We start from the raw sequence: 20090 nt of genomic DNA, 5'->3' as shown, positions 1-20090 counted from the left end.
ATATGGCAAAAAAACAGCTTCAAACGGCGATCATCCACAGCGATTATCAGGCGCCTGATGGTTTTGGCGCATTTCCAGTCGCGATACACCACGCTTCCACGGTGCTGTTCAAGAACGTCGCCGCAATGCGTGCGCGGAACTGGCAAGAAAAAAATAGCTACACCTACGGTTTGCACGGTACGCCGACTTCGTTTACGTTAGAGGCGAGGCTGGCGGAAATCGAGGGCGGCCAGCATTGTTTGCTTGCGCCGAGCGGCCTGGCGGCGATCACGATGGTCGATCTGGCCTTGCTGAAGAGCGGCGACGATGTGCTGCTGCCGGATAATGTGTATAACCCGAACCGTGATCTGGGCAATTGGCTGGCCCGTGATTTCGGTATCACTGCGCGTTATTACGACCCGTTGGTCGGCGCGGGCATCGTTGACCTGATTCAACCGAATACGCGCCTGATCTGGACCGAAGCGCCAGGTTCGGTGTCGATGGAGATGCCTGATATTCCTGCGATTTGCCGGGCAGCCCATGCCAAGGGCGTGTTGGTCGCAATCGACAACACCTGGTCCGCCGGTCTCGCCTTGCGTGCTTTCGACCTTGGCGTCGACATCGTGATGCACGCCCTGACCAAATACCAGTCTGGTGGCTCGGACATCCTGATGGGCGCTGTGATCACGCGTGATGCCGCACTCAACCAGCGTCTGCAGACAGCGCACATGAGGCTGGGTTTTGGTGTTGGTATGGATGATGCCTATCTTGTGCTGCGCAGCCTGCCGACCATGAAAATGCGCTTCGAAGCGCATGATGCGGCTGCGCGTAAAATCGCCGCCTGGCTGAAGCAACGCCCCGAAATCAGCCGCGTGCTGCATCCGGCGTTTGCGGATTGTCCGGGGCACGATATCTGGAAGCGCGACTTTACAGGCGCGGCGGGTTTGTTTTCGGTCGTATTCAATGATCGTTATAGCGAAGAACAGACCGACCGTTTCGTCGACAGTCTGCAACTGTTCAAGATCGGATACAGTTGGGGTGGCGCCAACAGTTTATGCGTGCCTTACCGGATTCAGAGCATGCGCAGTAACTGGCAAGACAAGGGTATCCTGGTGCGCTTCAATATCGGTCTGGAAGATCCGCAGGATTTGATTGCAGACATTGAACAAGCCTTCGCTGTCATGTAAAAACTGATACCGGATCTTGCCTTGGCATGATCGAAATAAAAAAGCCGACCCGCCAGGTCGGCTTTTTTACGTGTTAGCGGCAGATCAGTTCTTTTGCAGCAGATAGTAGCCGAATCCCAGTGTCGATCTGCCCGATGCGAGATAGCTGTCGTACCAGCGCTGAGCTCTGTCTCCAAAGGCCTGGGCATCAGGATCTTCAGGATGCGCCGCTATATATTGCATGATTGCAGCGCAGTACATGCGCTCGTATTGATCCCATTCATCGTCGTTGCTCGCCGCCATTGTGCGGAGTGTATAACCGTGCGCCACAGTGCGCTTGGCATTTTCAGCATGCCCGGTCAGCTCATCTTCCCTGGCGTCGAGAATCGCCAGGTATTCATCTGAAGGGCGTTGTTTCCAGTAGGCTTCGCCGACCAACAGCTTGCCGCCGGGCTTCAACCACTGCTTGCAGATAGTGAGGCAGTGCTCGAACCCGTCGAACGCGTGCGTCGATCCGATACAAAGAATGGCGTCATAGCCACTGGCCGGAAACGGATGATGTTTGACCTCGCTCTCGATCAAGGTCAGCCGATCGTCGTCCGGATTGCTGGCGACCCAAGCATCAGACGCTTCAGCAAGGAAATATGAATTGATGTCGACGCCGACGCCGCGCACTGGCTGCGATTTCAACAAATCGCGCAGTAACGCAGCTTTGCCGCAACCTGCATCCAATACCAAGGCGTCAGGTTGCAGTTGCAGCGCTGCTAGTAATTCGGCGGCTCTGTTCGGGGAAAGCGGACTGCAGTAATGATGCCCGTTATGGGCGATGGTGGTGTACTTGAACCGATCTTGTGCAAAAGTAGAAATGGCCATGGCGGCGCGTTCCTTTAAAGTGGTTGATGTTTTTTTCACTCATAAAAGAAACGCAAGCATGCATACCCAGCCCCCATGTCATCGATGCCCGTGAATTGCGGGCGATTATTGAAGATCCATCATAGCAGATCATTGTTGCTGTAGCTAAGTCAGCCGTTGCAACATATAAACCGGGGCGTTTTGGTTGCCGGCCACTCGATAGCTGTCAAGGTTTTCCCTGGCAGGGGAATGTTGGACCTCTACAGATGCATAGCCGAGTGTCCCCCAGAATGATTGCGACTGCTGCACTGATACCAGTGCGCTCCATGCCATGGCGTTTCCTCGCGCATGGTTCAGCGCTGCCGCCACCAATGTATTGGCCGCACGCTGGCCGCGGGCGCTTGGCGATACTGCGAGATCGTGCAGGTACAAGCAATCCGGCATCGCCGCGATCTTGAACTGGTCGCCCAGCGCAGTGATCGCATCCTTTTGCGACGGGTAACAAAACAGATAAGCTGCCGCACTTTGCCTAGGTAGCGACCAGATCCAGCAAGTGGTAGGAGTGAGCGCCAGGCGGGCGCGAAATACTTCTTCGGATTCCTGCATGGATGGCGGATAGCACTCGGCTTGGATCCGCATGACGGACGCAATGTCGTTGTCATGCATGGCGCGGACCGCAGGCGAGGTAAGATTGTTGCTCATGCCTTGAAGATGTGTGCTGGGAAGGGGGGTGCAATGCCGCGACAGCCTGCGTTTGCAGGCTGCCTGAGGAGGAGATTATGCCGGCATTGCCTTGTTGTCATTCAAATCGATCAAGCCTTTCAGCAAGCGATAGGCTTTCCACAGCCAGGCCAGTCCCCACACCACGAATGCCAGCGGAATCCCGATGACGGTCAGGAATAGCGCACCACCCACGAACATCCACAGCAGATACCACCAGAACGAGCGGATCTGCCAATTGTGGTGACTGTACACAAAGCTGTCGGCTGCATCCTGACGTTTTACATAGTTGATAATCAATGGAATCCAGGAAAATGCACCCAGAGAGAACAGCAGGCTTGCGGCGTGAAACAGGTAGAGCCACCAGGCCAGGTTCTTCTCGGAATGCAGTTTGCTATCAAAAACCAGTTCGTTCGCCATGTTTTTCCTTCAAGTAGAGGATTTAACGGTATCCCTAGGCGTCGATTTCAGTAGAAATCACGCCAATATAGGCAAGATGCCATCCAAACCGACAAAATTCAAGGCCACGCTGGCTTTTTTACGTACCACAGGCTTCGCACGGAAGGCGACCGACAGGCCGGCGACGCTCATCATGTTGAGATCGTTGGCGCCGTCACCCATGACAATCGCCTGATTGGCGGCAATACCCAACTCGACGCAGACACGTTCGACCGTGCGCTGTTTTTCTTCGGCGTTGACGATGCCACCCAGCACTTTGCCGGTCAGCTTGCCGTCGACGATTTCAAGCACATTGGAGTGCGCGTAATCAAGCCCGAGGGAAGCTTTCATGCGGTCTGTGAAGAAGGTGAAACCTCCCGAAACCAGCAAGGTCTTGATGCCGGCAGCCTTGGCCGCAGCCAGCATTTTTTCTGCGCCGGGCGACAATTGCAACCGTTCGTCATACACCCGTTGCAAAGCCGATGCATCCAGGCCTTTGAGCAAGGCGACGCGCCGGGTCAGGCTTTCGTTGAACTCCAGTTCGCCGCGCATTGCGGCTTCGGTGATCTCCGAAACTTGCGGCTTCAAACCCTGCATATCGGCGATTTCATCGATGCATTCGATGGTAATCAGGGTTGAGTCCATATCCATCGCCAGCAATTTGAAATCGCTCAATTTCGGAGAGGATAGCAACAAGGCATAGTCGACTTGCGCGCTATAGCAGCTGGCGTCGAGCTGCGCTTTCAACGATTCGCTCAATGCGATGCCGTCGCAGCGCCATGCATGGCGACCGCCGCTGGAGATGTCGGTTGCGGCAACGCCGGTCAGTGCGGCAATGCGGTCAATGGCGTCGCGTTCTGCGTTCAGGCTTTGCAGGATCAGGTTCATGTGTCGGTATCGGTTTCGTGAAAATTGATGGAGCTATCTGTTGTTCGACTTACCCGGCCAGGGCTTTGATTGTTGTCTTGACCTGCGTCAGGCGCGCTGCCAGATCGGGCATGTTGACGGTGATGCGCAATTTATCCTGGCCATTCAGCTTGATATGGCGGTTCTTTTGTATCAGGTCGATGATGCGCATGGCGTCGATTGGCGGGTTGGGCACGAATTGCAGCAAGGCCGAATCGGTATGCGCATCGATTTTGACGATGCCGATCGATTTCGCGGAAATCCGCAATCTGTGCGTTTCGATCAACGCCTTGGCAGGATCCGGTAGCTTACCGAAACGGTCGATCAATTCTTCCTGCAGGTCGTCGATCTTGTCTTGCGCACTGCAATTCGCCAGTCGTTTGTAGATCGACAAACGTTCATGCACATCGCCGCAATAATCATTGGGAAGCAGGGCGGGGACGTGCAGATTGATTTCGGTGGTGGTCGACAATGGCGCCGCCAGATCAGGCTCCTGTCCATTTTTCAGGGCGCGTACCGCTTCATTGAGCATGTCGGAATACAGCTGGAAACCGATCTCATGCATTTCGCCGGACTGGTTATCACCGAGCACCTCGCCGGCCCCACGGATTTCCAGGTCGTGCATCGCCAGGTAGAAACCGCTGCCGAGCTCTTCCATTTGCTGGATTGCGTCCAGGCGGCGCTGCGCCAGCTTGGTCAAGCCTTGCACGTCGTGCACCAGCAAGTAAGCGTAAGCCTGGTGATGCGAACGGCCGACCCGGCCACGTAACTGGTGCAACTGCGCCAAGCCGAACTTGTCAGCGCGGTGCATGATGATGGTGTTGGCAGTCGGGACGTCAATCCCGGTTTCGATAATCGTCGTGCACAGCAGGATGTTGAAGCGCTGGGCGACAAAATCGCGCATGACTTTTTCCAGATCGCGCTCATGCATCTGGCCATGGGCGATAGCGATACGGGCTTCCGGCAGTAAAGCCTCCAGCATTGCCTTGCGGTTCTGTATGGTTTCGACTTCGTTGTGCAGGAAGTAAACCTGGCCACCGCGTTTCAACTCGCGCAGGCATGCCTCACGGATGGTCGATTCGCCTTCGCTGCGGACGAAGGTTTTGATCGCCAGGCGCTTTTGCGGCGCAGTAGCGATGATAGAGAATTCGCGCAGGCCTTCCAGCGCCATGCCCAAGGTACGCGGGATCGGTGTGGCGGTCAGCGTCAGCACGTCCACTTCGGAACGCAAGGCCTTGAGCGCTTCCTTTTGCCGCACGCCGAAGCGGTGTTCTTCGTCGATGATTACCAGCCCCAGTCGCGAAAACTTGATATCGTCCGATAGCAGTTTGTGGGTGCCGATGACAATGTCGAGCGTACCGTCGGCCATACCCTTGACGGCTTGTGTGATTTCCTTGCCGGAGCGGAAGCGCGACAGTTCGGCGATTTTCACCGGCCAGTCGGCAAAGCGGTCGGTGAAGGTTTGCGCGTGCTGTTCCGCCAGCAAGGTAGTTGGCGCCAGGATGGCGACTTGTTTGCCGCCCAGTACCGCAACAAAGGCGGCGCGCAAGGCGACCTCGGTCTTGCCAAAGCCGACATCGCCGCAAATCAGGCGGTCCATCGGCTTGCCGCTGGTCATGTCCTTGATGACGGCATTGATGGCGGCAGCCTGGTCGGCGGTTTCTTCAAAACCGAAGCTTTCGGAGAATGCTTCGTAATCGTGGGCGGAATATTCGAAAGCATGGCCCTGGCGTACCGCTCGGCGGGCGTACAGGTTAAGCAGTTCTGCCGCGGTGTCGCGCACTTGCTGCGCGGCGCGGCGCTTGGCTTTTTCCCACTGGCCGGATCCGAGCGCATGCAGCGGTGCGTCCTCCGGCGAGGCGCCGGAATAACGCGAGATCACATGTAATTGCGAGACCGGCACATACAGCTTGGTGTCCTTGGCATATTCCAGGTGCAGGAATTCGGTCTCGCCTTCACCCAGATCCATGCTCAGCAAGCCCATGTAGCGGCCGATGCCATGGTTGATGTGTACTACCGGATCGCCGATCTTGAGTTCCGACAGATCGCGCACCATCGATTCGACCTGAGTCACACCTTCTTGTTTCTTCTTGCCGATCCTGCGGCCGGATCCCGCGTAGAGCTCGGTTTCTGTGATGAAGACGTATTGCGGCAACTCGAAACCAGCGTGCAGCGGCGCTACGCCCAGCATCAGTTTTTGGGGCGAGCCAATAAAGTCGGCATAGCCGTCGCACAGGGCAAGCGGCAGGTTGTATTCGTTGAAATACTGCTGCAAGGTTTCGCGGCGGCCGTTGGTTTCGGCGCAGATCATCACACGGCGGTCGGTTTGCAGCAGGTAGGCGCGCAGGTTGGTCAGCGGATCGTCGATGCGGCGGTTGACTGCGATGTTGGGAATCGGCGCCGACAAGTCTGAGGCGGCATCGCTCCGCTGGATCACCCAGCGGCCAAAGGGCTTGACCAGGCCAAAGAAAATTTCGTCGGTTAAAAACAAGGCTTCCGGCGCCAGCAAAGGCCGTTCACGGTCCGATTTCAGGAATTTATAGCGCGATTGGGTATCGCCCCAGAAGCGCTGGATAGCGCCGTCGATATCGCCTGCCAGCGCAAAGGTGGCGTTTGTCGGCAGGTAGTCGAACAGGGTCGCGGTTTCTTCAAAGAATAGGGGTAAATAATATTCGATGCCGGCTGAGGCGATGCCGTTGCCAATGTCCTTGTATATTGCCGAACGTGAAGGGTCGCCTTCGAATACTTCGCGCCAGCGGCTGCGGAAAGCGGAGCGTGCGGCTTCGTCCATAGGAAATTCGCGGCCGGGCAGCAAGCGCACTTCCTTGACCGGGTAGAGCGAGCGCTGGGTATCGGCATCGAAAGTGCGGATGGTTTCGATGGCGTCGCCAAACAGGTCTAGCCGGTACGGAAGGACCGAACCCATCGGGAAAATATCGATCAGACCGCCGCGCACCGAGTACTCGCCGGGAGACATGACCTGATTGACATGGCCGTAGCCGGCCAGCGTCAGTTGCGTTTTCAGGCGCGCTTCGTCCAGCGTCTCGCCCTGCTTGAAAAAGAAGGTATAACCAGCCAAGAAAGACGGCGGAGCCATCCTGACCAGCGCTGTAGTAGCCGGTACCAGCAAGACGTCACAATGACCACTCTGCACTTCGTACAGTGTCGCCAGACGTTCGGATACCAGATCCTGATGCGGCGAAAAGGCGTCGTAGGGCAGGGTTTCCCAGTCTGGCAGCAAATGGCAACGCAAGCCGTTGGACTGCTCGCAGCTTGCCTGGAACCAGGGAATTTCTGTCCGCAGGCGTTGGCCGTCGGTGGCGTCGGCCACCACGACCACCAGCATGCGCTGTTGCTGCTTGAGCGCCAGCGCGGCTTGCGCCAACGCATACGCATCGGCCGAGCCGTGCAAGGCAGGCAAGGCAAATTGGGTGGCCGGCTTGGGCAGCAATTCTTCTAGATCTAGGGACATTAGAGCCTGTTAACTTGAAACAAACGATAAAGCAAACGCGTGTACGGCTGGTGGTCGAAAAAAGCCACAAAGCGCCTGATTTGACAGTTAAAATTCAGAGCCGCATTATAAACCACCAGCCTGAACGCCGATTTCCCTGAGCCCGCGCATGAATACACCCCGCTATTTTGCCCTGATTCCCGCCGCCGGCGTCGGCACCCGGCTGGGAGCGACGATTCCCAAGCAATATATGCAACTGGCCGGCCAGCCGATGCTGGCGCATGTATTGACTACTTTTGCCGCTGCCAGCCTGATTAGCCACGTATTCGTCGTGGTTAGCGCCGATGACGGCTATATTGCCGACCTGATGGCCGCCGCGCCACATTTGCAGGGGCGGGTGACGGTGCTGTTTCACGGCGGCGCCAGCCGTCAGGAGTCCGTATTGAACGGTTTGCAGGCGATCAGGCAGCAGGTTGACGAGGAAGACTGGATACTGGTGCATGACGCCGCCCGGCCGGGACTTACCCAGAGTTTGATCCAGCACTTGATCACGACGCTGGGGGGCGATCTGGTGGGCGGATTATTGGCGTTGCCGGTGGTCGATACGCTGAAGCGCGGCGATCAGAATGCCCGCGTGGCGCAAACCGTCGAACGTGCTGCGCTGTGGGCTGCGCAAACGCCGCAAATGTTCCGCTACAGCTTGCTGACACGCGCCCTGATCCTGGCCGATGCGGTCACCGATGAGGCTGGCGCGGTCGAGTTGCTAGGCTTGCAGCCACGTCTGGTCGAAGGTAGTCCGCGTAATTTCAAAGTGACTCTGCCGCATGACGTCGCGTTGGCCGAAATGTTTTTAAAGGAATAATGTTGAAATTAACCATGCTGTATTTAAAAAACTCGCATTTAAAGGTATATCCATGAGCCAACAATTTCGCATCGGCCAGGGCTATGATTGCCACGCTTTGCAAGTCGGGCGGCCACTGATTATCGGCGGCGTGACTATCCCGCATAAAACCGGTTTGCTGGGGCATTCTGATGCAGATGTCTTGCTACACGCGATTATCGATGCCTTGTTCGGCGCGGCTGCGCTGGGCGATATCGGCCGCCATTTTTCCGATACCGATGTGCAGTTTGCGGGCGCCGATTCACGCAAATTACTGCGCGAGGCGGTCCGCCTGATCGCCGCCGCCGGCTATGCAATCGGCAATATCGATTCGACCATCATCGCCCAGGCGCCGAAAATGGCGCCGCATATTCCGCAAATGGTGGCGCACATTGCCGAAGATTGCGGAGTCGCGGTCAACCAGGTCAATGTCAAAGCCAAAACCAATGAAAAACTTGGCTATCTGGGACGGGAAGAGGGAATTGCCGCTGAAGCGGTCGCTTTGCTATTCCTGCGCTGATCAATCGGATTCATCGCATCGCAGGCAGGCTTGCATTGCAGTGGGTCAGCCTGCCTTTGACGCTACGCTTTCAGTTGCATGTCGATCTGGGTGTTCAGGCCACCGCCTTCGCGATTGCTGAGCCGTAGTTTGCCGCCATGCTGTTTGATGATGCGGCTGACGATCGCCAGCCCCAGTCCTGAGCCGTTGGCTTGTCCGCGGGCGACATCGAGGCGAGTGAACGGCCGCAACAACCGGTCTATCTCGCCGTCCGGAATGCCTGGGCCGTGATCTGCGATGTTGACGATCGCCCGATCCTGCCGCGCCTGGCAGTTGATATCGATATCAACGCAGTCGTCGCCGTCTTTTTTTCCGTAGCGGCGGGAATTTTCGATGACGTTGTTCAGTACGCGCCGCAGTTCGGTTTCATTGCCGGAAATATGGATGCCCGGCGCAATATCGGTCTTGATCCGGATGTCGGCCTGGCGTTCCGCCGTTTGCACCACGTTGTCGATCAACTCGCTCAGGTTGATTTTCTCAAAACTGCTGGTATCCGTCGGTTTGGCATAGTGCAAGAATTGGCCAATGATGCCATCCATTTGCGCCAGGTCGGATTGCATGCCGCCACGCGCGTCATCGGACAGGTTTGCCATTTCGACCTCAAGCAGCATGCGCGCCAGCGGCGTGCGCAAGTCATGCGAGATGCCGGCCAGGATAATCGCCCGGTCGGATTCGATGCGTTGCAGGTCGCTGACCATCTGGTTGAAGCTGCGGTTGGCTTCTTCAATCTCGGTTGGCCCGGTTTCCGGCAAGGGTTCGGGCTGCAGGCCTTTGGCGACCGCCCTGGTTGCGGCGGTCAGGCGCGATAGCGGCTGGTTGATCAGGGTAGAAATGAACATCGCTCCCAGCAGCGACAGTATCAACGCCACGCTGGCCCATTGCAGCCATTGTACGCCGGAGCCACGCTCCACCCGGTCGCGGTCTAGCACAAGCCAGTATTCATCGCCGTCGATTTTGAAGCTGACCCAGAAACCGCTGATGTCGTTGACCCTGGAAGAAAAACGGGTCTGGTTGCCGAGCTTGGAACGTATCTCCTTTTCCACGTCCGGCATCAAGGCGTCGTCGGTAGGAGGATCGATCTGGTCGGTGTCTTCCAGCGGATAGATGCGGATACCTTCGTTGCTGGCGAGGTCGAACAACAATTCGCGCCGCAAGTCAGGCGCGGAGTGGGTCAGGGCGGCGCGGGTGATGGTGACGATCGAGATGATTTGCGCGGCCAGTTGCTGCGCCCGCGGACCGCGCTCGACGATGCGAAAACTGGCGATCCAGGTCACCATGCTGACCGTGATCAGGAACGCCAGCATGAAAAAGGTCCGCCACAGCAGACCGCTTTTCAGCCACGCCAGGCGGTTAGTTCCTGCCATGAGGCCACCTGCTGCAACGCTTGTTGGATAACCTTGCTACGCAAACAGGCATCAACGTGGCTGGCCTTCCGGAATGAACACATAGCCCAGTCCCCACACCGTCTGGATATACAGCGGGCTGGCTGGATCCGGTTCGATCAGCTTGCGCAGGCGCGAGATTTGCACGTCGAGGCTGCGATCGAATACTTCATATTCGCGGCCACGCGCCAGTTCCATCAGCTTTTCACGCGACAGCGGTTGCCGTGCGTGCCGCGCAAATACCTTGAGTACGGAGAATTCACCGGTGGTCAGGGGAATTGATTCGCCATTTTTTTTCAAGGTACGGGTGCCAAGGTCGAGTATGAATTCGCCGAACTCGAAGGATTGCGGCGTCTCCGACGGTGCGCCGGGCAATTCTTCCGGACCTTTGCGGCGCAGCACTGCGCTGATACGGGCCACCAGTTCGCGTGGATTGAATGGCTTTGGCAGATAATCATCCGCGCCCATTTCCAGGCCGACGATACGGTCCACGTCTTCGCCTTTGGCGGTGAGCATGATGATCGGTGTCTGGTCGCCGGCGCCGCGCAGGCGGCGGCAGATGGCCAAGCCGTCTTCGCCCGGCAGCATCAGATCAAGCACCAGAAGATCGTAGCGCTCGCGTATCCACAGCTTGTTCATGGCCTGTGAATTCTCCGCCGTGACCACCTGGAAGCCTTGCTCGGTCAGGTAGCGTCGCAGCAGATCGCGCAATCGGATATCGTCGTCAACCACCAAAATCTTATGTTGGTGGGCGGTGGATGTTTGTGTTGGGGTGTTGATCGTATTCATGGTCATATGGTAACTTCAGAGTGCGCATCAAAAATACAGTTAGGTGCCATGGATTACAAAGTGTTACAAACTTTACCAAAAACGTCTTATGCCGATTAATGGGGGAGCTTACACTTAATTTGTGACGATTAAATCTTAACCGTTATCCTGAATACACAGAAGAAGTCCATATGATGATGATGTTTCGGAAAATCAGTGTTTGTTTATTGTTGCTGTCGGCAATAATGAGCGCATCTGCACGTTCCGACCGAGTACCTGAGGAGCGTGGCGAGCGTCGCATGCCGCCTTCTCAGTATGAGCCACGCCGTGGCCAAGCGCCAGATGAGCAGTGGCAAAATCGCGAGCGCAACGCCGAACAAGGCGAAGGTAATGCGCGAAACCGCATGTCGCCGGATGAGCGGCGCGCCTTGCGCCAGCAAATCGACAGGGCAGGCCGCGATATTTATCCGCAACGACGTTGATATTGCGCGATCTGTGTTGGTCCAACGAACCGGTGATGAAGATCGCCGGTTTTTTTTCGCCTGTCTTTTTTGTCTGCATGTGTATGAATATATCCAGTGACATCCAGCGGCAGTAAAAATGGCATAACAAATTTCTCATGAGGGGCGTCATTTTCATCAAATGAGGGCTGTTTGCGGAAAACTGCGCCGACTGTACGGAGTAGCCTTTCGATGATATTTTGTGCTTACGGGCAACTTTATCATGCAAATGGCTGGCGCTCTTCGAAAATAATAACGCGGCGCGAAACGAATGATGTCGATCGTGCTGCAGTTATCCAGTGCGGATTTTCTGTGGATTGCTCATGAAACAAGGCTAATTTCTACTTCAATCTTTTTGGAGCATTGCATGAACCGTTTAGAGTTTCTTTCCCCTGTATTTGTTGTCGCGGCCCTCCTTGTGTCGGCTAATGTCCTGGCGGAGCTGTCCAGGGCAGATATGTTGATTGCGGCGGCAAGGGACGCCATGGGCAGCCCGGCAGCATGGAGCAAGGCGATGGTCTTGCATGAAACCGGCAAGATTTCGGCAGGCGGCTTGAGCGGCAATTATGAAAACTGGGAAGATCTCGGCTCCCTGCATAATTCTGGCAGTTATGTGCTCGGACCAACGTCAGGCAGCAATGGCTGGGACGGCAAGCAGGCGTGGACTACCGATGCCACCAAGGAGGTGCGCATCGAAAAGAGCAGCGAGGCGACCGCCGGCGCGATTCAAGACGCCTATCGCAGCGGCTACGCCTTTTTGTTCCCCGACCGCTTTCCCGGTACCGCGGACTATAGCGGTGCCAGGCAGGCCGATGGCAAGACCTATGAGTCGGTAAAATTCACCCCCAAAGGAGCTGAGCCTTTTGAAATCTGGTTTGATCCTGCAACCCATTTGGTAGCGCGTGAAATTCAATTGACCGGCGTGCAGCCGGCGACGTTTATTTTTTCAGATTTCGCCAAGGCTGACGGTATTTTGCTGCCAAGGAAAACCATTCAAAGAACCGCCAACAATCCCAAATACGATGCCATAGGTGAGGTTGCATCCATCGCCCTAGGAGCTGTGGGGCAGGAGAGTCGTTATGCACCTCCGGCGCCGCCAAAGAATTCGGCGCAATGGCCGACAGGCCAGGATTCTGTGACCTTGCCGTTTCGGCTGCTGAATAATCATATTTACGTGGAAGCTTCCATCAATGGCGCACAACCGCAACTGTTTGTCTTTGATACCGGCGCCACCAATATTCTCGACACCAACGCTGCCAAGGTGCTGGGTGTCGCGGTAGAGGGAGCATTGCCTGGCGGCGGCTTTGGCGACAAGGTCGAGGATTTTGGCCTGGCCAAGGTCAAAAGTGTCTCGCTGGGCGGACTGACGCTTCCCGATCAGGTATTTGGCACTGAAAATTCGACCGGATGGGGCGCGATTGAAGGCATTAAATCAGCCGGACTTTTGGGTTATGAGTTCGTTAAACGCGCGGTGCTGACGATCGATTATGCGAAGCGTACTTTGACCTTTACGAAGCAAGAGGCGTTTCATCCGCCCAAGGATGTACCGCCAATTCCATTTACCTTTGACAGCCATATCCCGATGGTGGCCGGCACGCTGGACGGTTTTACCGGTGAATTCGAAATCGATACCGGTTCGCGCGGCGCGCTGACGGTGATGCGTACCTTCGCCGACGCCAACGGGCTGGTGGATAAATACCATGCGACCCGCACGGCGACCGTGGGTTACGGTGTCGGCGGCCCCTCCAAGGCGCTGTTGGCGAGAGCCGGCAAACTTACGCTTGGGCCGGTTGTGATTGCAGCGCCGGTGACTGAACTCATTACGGATAAGGGCGGCGCGGCTAACGCCACGCGTACTGCTGGCAATATCGGCGGCGATCTGCTGAAACGGTTCACGGTGACTTTCGACTATGCGCACCAGAACATCTGGCTGCAAGCCAATCTGCAGGCCGGCAAGTTGCAGGCGTTCGATCGTTCCGGCCTGTGGATCTCCAGGGCGGAGGGCGGCGATATCATGGTGGGTGATGTGGCCAATCAGAGTGCGGCAGCGGAGATTGGGCTTGCTGCCGGCGATGAAATTGTCAGTATCAACGGCAAATCTGCCAAGGACACTGCAATTTACGACTTGCGGGAGGAGTTCAAAGGTACGCCTGGAACAAAATTTGTCCTTGGCGTGAAGAGCAAGGGTGGCGAGCGAACCCTGACCCTGGTGTTGGCCGACCAGGTATAAGCAAGCCGATTGAAAAAGCGCGACGTAAACCAGAAAGGGGTTGCAAGATTTCTCTTGCAACCCCTTGTACTACTGGTGCGGCTGGCAGGAATCGAACCCACGACCCCTTGGTTCGTAGCCAAGTACTCTATCCAGCTGAGCTACAGCCGCAAAAAAACTAAAATCGCATACTCATATATAGAAAGGGGTTGCAAGATTTCTCTTGCAACCCCTCGGAATTGCTGGTGCGGCTGGCAGGAATCGAACCCACGACCCCTTGGTTCGTAGCCAAGTACTCTATCCAGCTGAGCTACAGCCGCGAAAAACAAAATTATATATTAGCTTTGTTTAATTTGGAAGAGAAAAATATTTAAAAACTCCATATTTTCAATCGCTTGCGGAGGAAATCTCTTTTTCTGCTTGCGCTCAACCAAGTCCGTTACTATGCCTGAATCATTGCAAATTGGGAAGCTTTATTTTCAATTTTCTACCTTTGATCTTTAATTTCTTACTATGAAGTCCTTCAAGGTCTGGGAAATAAGCAAAGTCGCCAGATGCTATAATTAACAATAATCATTATCATTTGTTGCTCAGGAAAGAAGGTTTATCACATGAAGATAAGAATGATCGCGGCGGCTTTGTTGTTGTCCCTTGGTATTGCTGGTGCTGCAACAGCGGCCGAGTACCCGATTGGCAAGCAGCAAATCATGAATGGTCTTGAGATTGCGGCGGTTTATCTGCAGCCGATCAAAATGGAGCCGGAAGGCATGATGCGCAAGGCAGAACTGTCTGACATCCATGTCGAAGCCGACATTCATGCTGTAAAGAATAATCCAAATGGTTTTGCCGAAGGCGACTGGATGCCGAGTCTTGTCATCTCCTACGAATTCACCAAAGCCGGTTCGACCCAGGTGATCAAGGGCGACATGATGCCGATGGTGGCTAGCGATGGTCCGCATTACGGCGACAACGTCAAGCTGGCAGGGCCAGGTAAGTATACTTTGAAGATGATCATCTCGCCGCCGTCGGCGAATGCCGGTGCGCACTTTGGCCGCCATGTCGACAAGGAAACCGGCGTCGGCGCCTGGTTCAAGCCGTTTGAAGTGGTCAACGAGTTCACCTTCGCTGGTGTTGGTAAAAAAGGCGGGTATTAATTTCTCATGAGTTTCCGATTGGAGAGCATGACCATGATGTCTGCCAAAGTACGCGGTCTGTTAGGTTCCGGCCTGTTTTTTGTGGCGGCTGTTTCATTCGCTGCCGATTTGCCGACCTTCAAGCTGGAAATGAAAGATGGCGTATTGAACCCGGCACGGATCGAAGTCCCCGCCGGCAAGAAAATCAAAATCGAAATTCATAATCTCGGCAAGTCAGCGGTGGAATTTGAAAGCGTCCAGCTACGCAAGGAAAAAGTCTTGGCGCCAGGTGCCGAATCATTCGTTGTGATTGCACCGCTGTCGCCGGGCGAGTACAAGTTTTTCGATGATTTTCATGCGACTGCGCAGGGCGTCATCGTTGCTAAATAATGCCCCCATATAGGGGCCGAGATTGGTTGTGTTTGTAGATATTGCAGGGTAGGGCTGATGAGTTGCCGGACAAACCTGGCAGCGGGCGGTTCTATCCTCAACTGACTGGAGATTCGAGATGGGCCAGGTATTATTCATCGTCTGGCGCGAAAGCGTCGAGGCCTTGCTGGTAGTGGGTATTTTGCATGCGTGGCTGAAGAACGGCGGCGAAGCCGCACGCCGGGGTTTGCCTTATTTGTGGAGCGGCGTCGGCGTCGGCGTCCTGGCCGCAATTGGCCTCGGCGCAGCGCTGCTGGGCTTTAGCGAGTTGCTGTCGGGCGACGCCCAGGATTATTTTCAGATCGTCATGGTGATCGTGGCGGCGATATTGATCGTGCAGATGGTGTTCTGGATGCGCAAGCATGGCCGTACTTTAAAGCGCGATATGGAAACCTCGCTGAGCGAAAATATGCAGAAAGCCAGCTGGTGGGGCGTGTTTGCGCTGGCGGCACTGGCGATTGCGCGCGAGGGTAGCGAAACCGTGATTTTCCTGTACGGCCTCGGTCTGGCACAGCAGGGTGAAAGCGCCGGCGCCATGGTGCTGGCGACAGCGCTTGGTTTTGCGCTGGCGTTCCTGACCTTCTATCTGTTGCAGCTCGGTGGTAAAATTTTCTCTTGGCGTCGCTTCTTTCAAGTCACTGAAATCATCTTGTTGTTCCTGGCCGCAGGTTTGTTGTTGACCGGTATAGAGCGTCTGATGTCGCTGGACATTATCCCGACACTGATCGATCCGGTCTGGGACAGCTCACGCCTGCTCGACGATACGACGACATTCGGCAACCTGGTGTCCACGCTGACTGGCTATCGCGCACAACCTGCACTGATGAGTTTGCTGGTATATGTGGCTTACTGGGTGGGGGTACTGTTATTCCTGAAGCGCGCCCGGCCCCAAGCAACCCCGGCGAAATGATCTGATGACTACTTGTGCAATTCCCCAAACGCGACTTTCCCGCACTGCTGACTGGATGCGGGACCATGCGAAACTGATTCGCTGGGTACAGTGGGGGATTGTGCTTCTCTACGGCTTCCTGATCCTGGTGCCGATCTTTCTGCCCTTGCCGGACGAGACCGCACACATCTGGTCGAACCTGACCCTGATCGCGCAATTTGCCTTCTGGGGCATCTGGTGGCCATTCGTGCTGATCAGCATGGTGTTGATGGGGCGCGTTTGGTGCGGGGTGTTGTGTCCGGAAGGGGCATTGACCGAGTTCGCCAGCCGCCACGGCCTGGGCAAGGCAATCCCGCACTGGATGCGTTGGGGCGGCTGGCCGTTCGTGGCGTTTGCGCTGACAACCATCTATGGACAGATGGTCAGTGTCTATCAATATCCGAAAGCGGTGCTGCTGGTGTTGGGTGGCTCCACGCTTGGCGCCATCGTCGTCGGCTATCTGTATGGCCGCGATAAGCGTGTCTGGTGTAAATACCTGTGTCCGGTGAATGGCGTGTTCGGCCTGCTGGCGAAGCTCGCGCCGTTTCACTACAAGGTCAACGAAACGGCCTGGCGCGCCTCATACGGCACGCAAAGCCACACCAAGGGCCGCACGATCATCCCGGTCAATTGCGCGCCGCTGGTGCCGTTGCGCGCCATGAAGGGCGCGGCGGATTGCCACATGTGCGGCCGTTGCAGCGGTCATCGCGACGCCATCGAGTTGACTTGGCGCGCACCCACCGAGGAAATCGTCCAGCATGGCGAGCGGCAGAACAGCTTGTGGGAAAGCGCATTGGCCCTGTATGGCCTGATGGGAATCGCCATCGGCGCCTTCCACTGGTCGGCCAGCCCCTGGTTTGTCCAGGTCAAGCAAGCCATCGCCACCTGGCTGATCGATCGCGACATCATGTGGCCTTTCGATACGCACGCGCCGTGGTGGGTGTTTACCAATTATCCTGCGCAGAACGATGTGTTCAGCTGGCTTGATGGCGGGCTGGTGATTGCCTATATCCTGACTACCGGCCTGGTGCTCGGCACCGCGCTCACTGTACTGTTCGCGCTAGGCAGTCGCGTGCTCGGCGGCTGGGATCGTGCACGTTTCAATCATCTGGTGCAGGCCACGATTCCGCTGGCGGGATGCGGCGTGTTCGTCGGCTTGTCGGCGACCACTGTCAGTTTGCTGCGCGGCGAGCATTTGCCGATATTCTGGGCCAATGACTTGCGCGCCATCCTCCTGATCGCCACCACCTTGTGGAGCGTATGGCTGGCTTGGCGCGTCACCGGGCGTTATACGTCATCATCCGCGCGCCGCCTATTCAGCATGACGCCGGTTGTCGCCGGCCTGGCTCTTGTTAATTTTGCCTGGCTGCTGATGTTCTGGTTGTGGTAAATCCCCATCGTTACATGTAACAAAACCAACAATCTTCGATGCCGGCTGTGGTTAATGCGTAAAATGAGCCCATTATCCCGCCTGCATCTGACTTGCCGGATCACGCTCCTGATGTAAGAAGGGAGGGGGCTGGCGTAGTCAGGGAACCGCTTTTTCAACTTTGACTCACGTTGCCTCTATCATGGTTCGCCCACGCTTTTTACCTGACAACTTCACGTTGTTGCTGGTTACCACAGTTCTTATCGCCAGCCTCTTCCCTTGCAGGGGCCAGGTCGCGGTTTCCTTCAACCTGATCACCACGCTGGCCATCGGCCTGCTGTTTTTTCTGCATGGCGCCAAATTATCGCGCGAAGCGGTGGTGCAGGGGGCGTTGCACTGGCGTCTGCATCTGACCGTGCTGCTCGCCACTTTCGTTTTATTCCCGCTGCTCGGGCTGCTGCTAAAGCCAGCCTTGCTGCCGCTGGTCACGCCAGATCTGTATTTGGGCATCCTGTTTTTATGCACCTTGCCGTCGACTGTGCAATCGTCGATCGCTTTTACTTCGGTCGCGCGCGGCAACGTGCCTGCGGCCGTTTGCTGCGCATCGGCCTCGAATTTGCTGGGCATTTTCCTGACGCCGGTGCTGGTCGGGCTGGTGGTAGTCGCGCATGGCCAGGGCAAGGGTTCGTTCGATTCCATCATGAATATCGTGCTGCAGCTGCTGGTGCCGTTTATTGCCGGCCAGATTGCGCGGCGCTGGATCAGCGGCTGGCTCGAAAAGCATAAAATCATATTGAAGATAGTCGACCAGGGCTCGATCTTGCTGGTGGTCTACACAGCGTTCAGTGAAGCCGTGGTGCAGGGGCTGTGGCAGCAATTGCCGCCGGTTTCTTTATTGGGATTGATGGTGGTGGTGTCCTTGCTGCTGTTCGTAATGCTGACCATTGCGACCTTCGCCAGCCGGCGCATGGGTTTCAACAAGGAAGATGAAATCACGATCGTATTTTGCGGCTCGAAGAAGAGTTTGGCGAGCGGCGTGCCGATGGCCAAGGTGCTGTTTGCAGGCCATACCGTCGGCATGATTGTCTTGCCGTTGATGCTGTTCCACCAGATTCAATTGATGGTCTGCGCCATACTGGCAAAGCGTTATGCCAGCCGTCCAGTTGAAATCATGGCGGCTGGGCCGGGGCCAGTGTGGTCTGACGTCAGTCCGGAAGACTGAGCGCTGGTCTCGGTGGTCACGCCGAGACCTTCATTTCAAATTACGGAGCTGGGTTGGGTTGGCGCGCATGAATCGCTTCAATCTCGCGCAAGATATCTTCATCCAGTGTGAGATTCACGCTATCCAGGTTGCTCTGCAACTGTTCCATCGTCGTCGCGCCAATAATATTGCTGGTCAAAAAGCCGCGGCTGTTGACGAAGGCCAGCGCCATTTGCGCCGGATCGAGGCCGTGCTTTTTCGCTAGCGCCACATAGTCGCCGATTACCCGGTTGACTTGCGGGTTGGTATAGCGGCTGAAGCGCTCGAATAAGGTCAGGCGGCCGGCGGCAGGCTTGGCGCCATCCAGATATTTTCCCGACAGCACGCCGAAGGCGAGCGGTGAATACGCCAGCAGGCCGACTTGCTCGCGGTATGAAAATTCCGAATGGCCGATTTCGAAAGTACGGTTGAGCAGACTGTACGGATTCTGGATGCTGACTACGCGCGGTAAATCGAATTTTTCCGAGGCTCTCAAAAACTGTGCGATTCCCCACGGCGTTTCATTCGAAATCCCGATATGGCGCACCTTGCCGGCTTTGATGAAATCAGCCAGGATGGTCAGCGTTTCCTCGATCGGCACCGTATCCTCATCAGCCATATGCGTGTAGTTCAGCATGCCGAAACAGTTGACGCTACGATCAGGCCAATGTAGTTGGTAGAGATCAACATAATCTGTCTGCAACCGTTCCAGGCTGCCGTTCAACGCTTCAGTCAATCCCTTGCGGTCGAAATTGTTGACGCCGCCGCGCACATGGCGCGGATTGTGCGGTTTGCGCGCCGGTCCGGTCGCCTTGGTGGCGATCATCACCTGATCGCGCTTGCCGGATTTTTTCAGCCAGCTGCCGACATAACGTTCGGTCAGTCCCTGCGTCTCGGCGCGCGGCGGCACGGGGTACATTTCTGCGGTGTCGATCAGATTGACGCCATGCGCGAGCGCCAGGTCGATTTGCGCATGTGCTTCTGTTTCGCTGTTTTGTTCGCCCCAGGTCATGGTGCCGAGTGTTATCAGGCTGACTTTGAGCTTGCTGTGTCCGAGTTCACGATATTGCATTGAGGCTTCCTTTGCTGCAGGCAGAAAAATAACTAAATGATTTGCGAAGATGTGAGGCCGCTCAATTGCATGCGCCATATTCTGAGGAGGATATGCAGTATAGCGGCAA

Annotated in this window: 18 protein-coding genes and 2 tRNA genes; 10 read left to right on the top strand and 10 right to left on the bottom strand. The window is 56.0% G+C overall.

Annotated elements, in window-relative coordinates:
• The first annotated feature begins 2 nt into the window (after positions 1–2).
• Positions 3–1166: a cystathionine beta-lyase gene (locus LT85_RS14205; protein ID WP_038489829.1), complete on the top strand. Its 1164-nt coding sequence runs from the start codon at positions 3–5 to the stop codon at positions 1164–1166.
• 84 nt (positions 1167–1250) lie between these two features.
• Here the strand turns inward: LT85_RS14205 and LT85_RS14200 are convergent, their stop codons facing one another.
• The 5 genes from LT85_RS14200 to mfd all read right to left on the bottom strand — a co-directional run bounded on the left by LT85_RS14200 (position 1251) and on the right by mfd (position 7533).
• A complete protein-coding gene (locus LT85_RS14200) occupies positions 1251–2018 on the bottom strand; it encodes a class I SAM-dependent methyltransferase (protein ID WP_253273551.1) in 768 nt (255 codons plus the stop codon).
• A 144-nt stretch (positions 2019–2162) separates the two neighbouring features.
• Positions 2163–2699: a GNAT family N-acetyltransferase gene (locus LT85_RS14195; RefSeq protein WP_052135189.1), complete on the bottom strand. Its 537-nt coding sequence runs from the start codon at positions 2697–2699 to the stop codon at positions 2163–2165.
• A 75-nt stretch (positions 2700–2774) separates the two neighbouring features.
• Entirely contained in the window at positions 2775–3137 is a 363-nt protein-coding gene (locus tag LT85_RS14190) for a DUF4870 family protein (protein ID WP_038489823.1), read from the bottom strand.
• A 57-nt stretch (positions 3138–3194) separates the two neighbouring features.
• A complete protein-coding gene (gene serB / locus LT85_RS14185; protein WP_038489821.1) occupies positions 3195–4043 on the bottom strand; it encodes a phosphoserine phosphatase SerB in 849 nt (282 codons plus the stop codon).
• A gap of 49 nt (positions 4044–4092) precedes the next feature.
• Positions 4093–7533 carry a transcription-repair coupling factor gene (gene mfd / locus LT85_RS14180; protein ID WP_038489818.1) on the bottom strand — a complete coding sequence of 1147 codons (3441 nt, stop codon included), beginning with the start codon at positions 7531–7533 and terminating at the stop codon, positions 4093–4095.
• Between the two features lie 148 nt (positions 7534–7681).
• Here mfd and ispD point away from each other — a divergent pair, with 148 nt between their 5' ends.
• Positions 7682–8374, top strand: coding sequence for a 2-C-methyl-D-erythritol 4-phosphate cytidylyltransferase (gene ispD / locus LT85_RS14175; RefSeq protein ID WP_052135188.1), 693 nt, complete (start codon positions 7682–7684; stop codon positions 8372–8374).
• A 52-nt stretch (positions 8375–8426) separates the two neighbouring features.
• Positions 8427–8912: a 2-C-methyl-D-erythritol 2,4-cyclodiphosphate synthase gene (gene ispF / locus LT85_RS14170; RefSeq protein ID WP_038489813.1), complete on the top strand. Its 486-nt coding sequence runs from the start codon at positions 8427–8429 to the stop codon at positions 8910–8912.
• A 62-nt stretch (positions 8913–8974) separates the two neighbouring features.
• Here the strand turns inward: ispF and LT85_RS14165 are convergent, their stop codons facing one another.
• Positions 8975–10315, bottom strand: a complete 1341-nt coding sequence (locus LT85_RS14165) for a sensor histidine kinase (protein WP_038489810.1) — start codon at positions 10313–10315, stop codon at positions 8975–8977.
• Positions 10316–10366: 51 nt separating this feature from the next.
• The gene (gene ompR, locus LT85_RS14160; protein WP_301280466.1) at positions 10367–11128 is read right to left on the bottom strand and encodes an osmolarity response regulator transcription factor OmpR; all 762 of its coding nucleotides are present in this window, start codon (positions 11126–11128) and stop codon (positions 10367–10369) included.
• 218 nt (positions 11129–11346) lie between these two features.
• Here ompR and LT85_RS26635 point away from each other — a divergent pair, with 218 nt between their 5' ends.
• Positions 11347–11583, top strand: coding sequence for a hypothetical protein (locus LT85_RS26635; protein ID WP_156117531.1), 237 nt, complete (start codon positions 11347–11349; stop codon positions 11581–11583).
• 385 nt (positions 11584–11968) lie between these two features.
• Positions 11969–13831 carry an aspartyl protease family protein gene (locus LT85_RS14150; protein ID WP_172656984.1) on the top strand — a complete coding sequence of 621 codons (1863 nt, stop codon included), beginning with the start codon at positions 11969–11971 and terminating at the stop codon, positions 13829–13831.
• Between the two features lie 73 nt (positions 13832–13904).
• Here LT85_RS14150 and LT85_RS14145 read toward each other — a convergent pair.
• Positions 13905–13981, bottom strand: a tRNA-Arg gene (locus tag LT85_RS14145).
• A gap of 72 nt (positions 13982–14053) precedes the next feature.
• Positions 14054–14130, bottom strand: a tRNA-Arg gene (locus tag LT85_RS14140).
• Positions 14131–14421: 291 nt separating this feature from the next.
• Between LT85_RS14140 and LT85_RS14135 the strand changes: the two genes are divergently transcribed.
• The 5 genes from LT85_RS14135 to LT85_RS14115 all read left to right on the top strand — a co-directional run bounded on the left by LT85_RS14135 (position 14422) and on the right by LT85_RS14115 (position 18891).
• Complete coding sequence (locus tag LT85_RS14135; RefSeq protein WP_038489800.1) at positions 14422–14964, top strand: iron transporter; 543 nt, start codon at positions 14422–14424, stop codon at positions 14962–14964.
• A 36-nt stretch (positions 14965–15000) separates the two neighbouring features.
• Positions 15001–15333 (top strand): cupredoxin domain-containing protein, encoded by a 333-nt coding sequence (locus LT85_RS14130; RefSeq protein ID WP_052135536.1) that lies wholly within the window; start codon positions 15001–15003, stop codon positions 15331–15333.
• Between the two features lie 118 nt (positions 15334–15451).
• Positions 15452–16282: an FTR1 family iron permease gene (locus LT85_RS14125; RefSeq protein WP_038489799.1), complete on the top strand. Its 831-nt coding sequence runs from the start codon at positions 15452–15454 to the stop codon at positions 16280–16282.
• 4 nt (positions 16283–16286) lie between these two features.
• Positions 16287–17690, top strand: coding sequence for a 4Fe-4S binding protein (locus tag LT85_RS14120; protein WP_253273550.1), 1404 nt, complete (start codon positions 16287–16289; stop codon positions 17688–17690).
• Positions 17691–17871: 181 nt separating this feature from the next.
• Complete coding sequence (locus LT85_RS14115; protein ID WP_038489793.1) at positions 17872–18891, top strand: bile acid:sodium symporter family protein; 1020 nt, start codon at positions 17872–17874, stop codon at positions 18889–18891.
• Between the two features lie 40 nt (positions 18892–18931).
• Here the strand turns inward: LT85_RS14115 and LT85_RS14110 are convergent, their stop codons facing one another.
• Positions 18932–19981: an NADP(H)-dependent aldo-keto reductase gene (locus LT85_RS14110; RefSeq protein ID WP_038489790.1), complete on the bottom strand. Its 1050-nt coding sequence runs from the start codon at positions 19979–19981 to the stop codon at positions 18932–18934.
• Positions 19982–20090 lie beyond the last annotated feature (109 nt).

It is taken from the genome of Collimonas arenae (assembly GCF_000786695.1).
In the GTDB taxonomy this organism is placed as follows: domain Bacteria; phylum Pseudomonadota; class Gammaproteobacteria; order Burkholderiales; family Burkholderiaceae_D; genus Collimonas; species Collimonas arenae_A.
This window is presented reverse-complemented; position numbering and strand designations above follow the sequence as displayed.